Origin of the sequence: Ideonella azotifigens (genome assembly GCF_006519715.1) — a bacterium.
GTDB lineage: Bacteria > Pseudomonadota > Gammaproteobacteria > Burkholderiales > Burkholderiaceae_C > Ideonella > Ideonella azotifigens.
Genome location: NZ_VIDT01000454.1, coordinates 1 through 4,584 on the forward strand (window position 1 = coordinate 1; position 4,584 = coordinate 4,584).

A 4,584-nucleotide genomic window follows, 5' to 3' on the forward strand; every position below is an offset into this window, starting at 1 on the left:
CAGCTGGCCGACCTGCGGGCGCAGCTGGAACGTCAGGTGGCGAACACCGCGGCCGAGTCGGATGCGCGGCTGGCGGCAGAGATGGAACTGGTGGGCGCGGTCACCGCGCGCGACCACCACGCGGCCGAGCTCGCGGCGATGCGCGCCCAGCTGGACACGTTCAGCCCCGCCTGAACCTCGGACTCGGCGTGGACCGAATGGCCGCGCCATCATCCAGGCCAGCTTGCCAATGCGGCCTGCCCGCCATGTGGCCGGCCGGAGTGGCGTGGTGCAAGAATCGACCGGAGAATTCCCAGCGCCACACTTCCGGAGGCCCATGTTCGACCACGTCAAATTCGGCGCCAGCGACTACGCGGCGAGCAAGCTGTTCTACCTCAAGGCACTCGCACCATTGGGCGTGGTAGCGGGTTCAGAGGCTGAGCCTGCCTACGGCATCGAGCTTTGCCACCCGGACGGCGAGATTTCGCTGTGCCTGTTCCAGACCGACGAGAAGCCGGCGCATCTTCACCTTGCGTTCGTGGCGGAGAGTCGCCAGCAGGTGGACGCCTTCTACCGCGCAGCGCTGGAAGCCGGCGGCAAGGACAACGGCCCGCCCGGCCTGCGCCCGAAATACCACGCGAACTACTACGCGGCCTTTGTGATCGATCCAGACGGGCACAACATCGAAGCGGTTTGCCACAAGCCGGAGGCTTGATGCGTACACAACCGCTGGGCGGTCGTCGTTGAGGCGTTAAGGCAGGTATGAAGCTATCGCGAATCGCGGTCATTGCGATTGCGGTTGTATGCTGCGCCATCGGCATGCCGCTTCTCCTCTGCGGCGTTCTCATACTGTTGTTCACGGCGAGCGTTGGTGAGTTGTCAGTTGGCGCGCTGTCCGCCGCAGGCCTCTACATCGCCATTGGAAGCCTTGCGCTGACGGCAGGCATTGGCCTGTTCCAAGAACGCGCTTGGTCTCGCTGGCTTCTTCTGGCGATGACGTGCCTCGCGGGCGCCCTGCTGTTGTGGCAACTGGCGGGAACAATGGGGCTCTACCAAGAATTCAGCCGCCGCTCCAACGATGGGGGCGTCGCACCCGATCTGAATTTTTTTGTGGCTTTCTTCAGGCCTGCCTATGGTCCGCCCATCGGCGCGCTGATGTTTACCGCTTTGGCCACAGCCTTCGCATTTCGCCGGTTCCGTTGATGAGTAACACCAGACCATGACCCTCCGAACCGCATCCTGCAGCTGTGGCCAACTTCAAGCCGAGGTCACGTCAGACCCCATCGGCGTTTCGGTTTGCCATTGCCTGGCCTGCCAGCGGCGAACCGGCAGTGTCTTCGCGGCGCAGGCGCGTTTTGACGCCAGTGCCGTCACGGTGACGGGTGCCAGCAAGGAATACGTGCGGGTGGGCGACGAGGGCTCACGTGCGACGTTCAGGTTCTGCCCGGAGTGCGGCGCCACGGTGTTCTACACCGTCGAAGGCATGGAAGGCTTCGTCATCATTCCGGTCGGTGCGTTCGCCGACCCGAAGTTCCCTGGCCCGACGTTCTCGGTCTACGAGGAGCGCATGCACAGCTGGGTGAGCATGCCGCCAGACATCAGGCACATGGACTAGGGCATCTTGTTGTCCGGCGCATTGTGCGGATCCAGTTCCGGCGGCACATGCACTTCCGGCGGGGCGATGTAGCCGGGCTTGCCGCGCAGCTGGTAGACCCAGGCCAGCACCTGGGCGACGGCGGCGAACAGCGCGGCGGGCACCTCGTGGTCCAGCTCACAGTGGGCGTACAGCGCTCGCGCCAGCGGCGGGGCTTGCAGCACTGGGACCTTGGATTCGCGGGCGATGTCGCGGATCTTCAGGGCCAGCAGGTCTGCGCCCTTGGCGACCACGCGGGGTGCGCCCATCTGGGATTCGTCGTACTTCAGCGCGACGGCGTAGTGGGTCGGGTTCATGACGATCAGGTCGGCCGTTGGCACGGCGGCCAACATGCGTTTCTTGACCATCTCGCGCATGCGCGCCCGGATCTTGGCCTTGATCTCGACGTTGCCTTCCGCGTCCTTGTGTTCCTGCTTGACTTCCTCGCGGCTCATCTTGAGCTTCTCCAGCCACAGGTGGTGCTGCAAGGGCACGTCGATCAGGGCCCACACGCCCAGCACCAGCAGCAGCAGCCCGAAGCCGCCGGCAATGGTGCTGGCGAGCTGGCCTACGGCGCTGGGCAGCGGCACGGCCATCAGGCTGACCATGCCCATGAACTGGGCCTTCAGGTAGTAGTAGCCGACGCTGCCGAGCAGCAAGGCCATCACCAGCATCTTGCCGACGTCGATCAGGTGCTGCTTGGCAAACATGCGGCCCAGCCCGGAGATGGGGTTGAGCTTGCCGAAGCTGGGCTCCAGCACCTTGAAGCTCATGTTCCAGCCGCCGGACAGCACAGCCGTGAGGATGCCGACGCCGGCCATCACCAGGCCCATGGGCACGATGACCAGCAAGGCCTTCATCATCATGGCGGCAAGCTGCGCGCTCATCTGGCCGGGATCTGCCACGGTGCTGCGGTCAAAGCGCAGCGCGCTCGCCAGCATCTGCTGCAGCCAGCCCGACAGCGGCACGGCGATCGCGGCCAGCCCGGCGCCGCCTGCGGCCAGCGCGGTGAAATGACCCAGGTCCCGCGATCGGGGGACCTGGCCTTCTTCGCGGGCCTTGCTCTTCTTCTTGGAAGAAGCCGGTAAGTTGCGGTCTTGGGCGGAATCAGCCATGGTTGACCGAGATGGTGCCTCGGGCGGCGCCAGGACCTGAGCTGGAAAACAGGCTGAAAAACCACGGTGATCCGCACGGCGGGCCGTGTCAACACGCTGTCAAAACCCAGAACTACCGTGAGGCGCTCAGTTCGAGCCGGCCGTCGCCGGCCACCTCAAGGAAGTCATCATGGGACGCCCCAGCTCCGTCAAGCCCGCGCCGCAAGGCACCAGCCGCCGCGACTTTTTCAAGCGCTCCAGTTCCGCTGCCGTGGCCATCGCGGCCCTGCCCGCGCTGTCGCTGGACGCCCAGGCCGGCAGCTACAAAGGCGCCTTCCAGCACGGCGTGGCCAGCGGCGACCCACTGACCGACCGCGTCATCCTCTGGACCCGCGTGACGCCCACGCAGCCCAAGGACAAGGTCTACGCCAGCTACGTGGTCGCCCGCGACCCGGCCCTGAGCGACGTGGTCACCACCGGCCAGGTGATGACCACGCCAAGCCGTGACTTCACCGTCAAGGTCGACGTGACGGGCCTGCAGCCCGGCACCACCTACTACTACCAGTTCAGCCACCTGGACAAGCTTTCGCCCATCGGCCGCACCCGCACGCTGCCCGCCGGCAACGTGGACCAGCTGCGCCTGGCGGTGGTGAGCTGCTCGAACTACGCCTACGGCTACTTCAATGCCTACGGCCGCATTGCCGAGCGTGCCGACCTGGACGCGGTGCTGCACCTGGGCGACTACCTCTACGAATACGGCGACGGCCAGTACGGCAACCTGCGCAAGCTGCAGCCCTCGACCGAGATCCTGAGCCTGGCCGACTACCGCATGCGCCACGCCCAGTACAAGACCGACGCCGATGCGCAGGCCATGCACCGCCAGCACCCGATGATCGCCATCTGGGACGACCACGAAACCGCGAACAACGCGTGGAAGGACGGCGCCGAGAACCAGAACGCCGGCGAAGGCAGCTGGTCCGACCGCGTGGCCGCCGCGCTGCAGGCCTACTACGAGTGGATGCCGGTGCGCATGGTCGACAAGGACAACCCGCGCCGCAACAACCGCAATGTGCGCTTCGGCAACCTGGTCGACCTGTACATGCTGGAAGAGCGCGTCAACGCCCGCAGCGAACAACTGCCCGCCACCGTGCCCACCCCGCTGGGCCTGGGCTTCACGCAGACCGGCGACTTTCTCGACCCGAGCCGCACGCTGCTGGGCGACACCGAAGAACAGTGGCTGACCAAGGGCCTGCGCAAGTCCACCACCAGTTGGCGCCTGCTGGGCCAGGGCGTGATGTTCGCCCAGCTGAAGGCGCAGGGCGCGCCGAACTCCGCCGGCGGCGGCGCCTTCCTGAACCCGGACCAGTGGGACGGCTACCAGCCCCAGCGCGACCGCATCTACAAGGTGCTCAAGGGCACGACGCAACACGCCGCGGTGGGCAACGTGGTGGTGCTGACCGGCGACATCCACAGCGCCTGGGCGGCCGACCTGAGCCAGGACCCGAACAACAGCGACGTGAGCAGCGGCGGCTACAACGCCAGCACCGGCGCCGGCTCGGCAGCGGTCGAATTCGTCGGCACCTCGGTGACCTCGCCGGGCATTGACGATCCGAGCAACCAGATCGCCGGCTACCTGAAGTCGCAGAACCCGCACTTCAAGCACATCGACCTGAACCGGCGCGGCTACATGCTGCTGGACATCGATGCGAGCCGCGTGGTCTGCGAGTTCTGGAACGTGGACACCATCACGGCACCCAGCACGGTGGAAAGCCTGTCGACGACCTGGCAGGTTACCAGTGGCAGCAAGCACCTGAGCGCAGGCACGCCCACGCTGAGCCGCAGCGGCGCGCCGGTCCTGGCGCCCTGAACGGCGGCCTG

The 4,584-nt window shown here is 66.2% G+C and carries 5 protein-coding genes; 4 read left to right on the forward strand and 1 reads right to left on the reverse strand.

The window, feature by feature from the left end; translation table 11 throughout:
- Positions 1-316 precede the first annotated feature (316 nt).
- Genes FKP22_RS21755 through FKP22_RS21765 form a run of 3 tightly spaced genes read left to right on the forward strand, consistent with a single transcriptional unit; the run spans position 317 to position 1,594 of the window.
- Positions 317-694: a VOC family protein gene (locus FKP22_RS21755; protein ID WP_141289782.1), complete on the forward strand. Its 378-nt coding sequence runs from the start codon at positions 317-319 to the stop codon at positions 692-694.
- Between the two features lie 47 nt (positions 695-741).
- The gene (locus tag FKP22_RS21760; RefSeq protein WP_141289783.1) at positions 742-1,182 is read left to right on the forward strand and encodes a hypothetical protein; all 441 of its coding nucleotides are present in this window, start codon (positions 742-744) and stop codon (positions 1,180-1,182) included.
- Between the two features lie 16 nt (positions 1,183-1,198).
- The gene (locus tag FKP22_RS21765) at positions 1,199-1,594 is read left to right on the forward strand and encodes a GFA family protein (protein WP_141289784.1); all 396 of its coding nucleotides are present in this window, start codon (positions 1,199-1,201) and stop codon (positions 1,592-1,594) included.
- On the opposite strand, the gene flhB is transcribed toward FKP22_RS21765, so the two are convergent.
- Positions 1,591-2,727 carry a flagellar biosynthesis protein FlhB gene (flhB, locus tag FKP22_RS21770; protein ID WP_141289785.1) on the reverse strand — a complete coding sequence of 379 codons (1,137 nt, stop codon included), beginning with the start codon at positions 2,725-2,727 and terminating at the stop codon, positions 1,591-1,593. The two genes, FKP22_RS21765 and flhB, sit on opposite strands and share 4 nt — an antisense overlap.
- Positions 2,728-2,896: 169 nt before the next feature.
- Here flhB and FKP22_RS21775 point away from each other — a divergent pair, with 169 nt between their 5' ends.
- Positions 2,897-4,573: an alkaline phosphatase D family protein gene (locus tag FKP22_RS21775; protein WP_141289786.1), complete on the forward strand. Its 1,677-nt coding sequence runs from the start codon at positions 2,897-2,899 to the stop codon at positions 4,571-4,573.
- Positions 4,574-4,584: the final 11 nt, after the last annotated feature.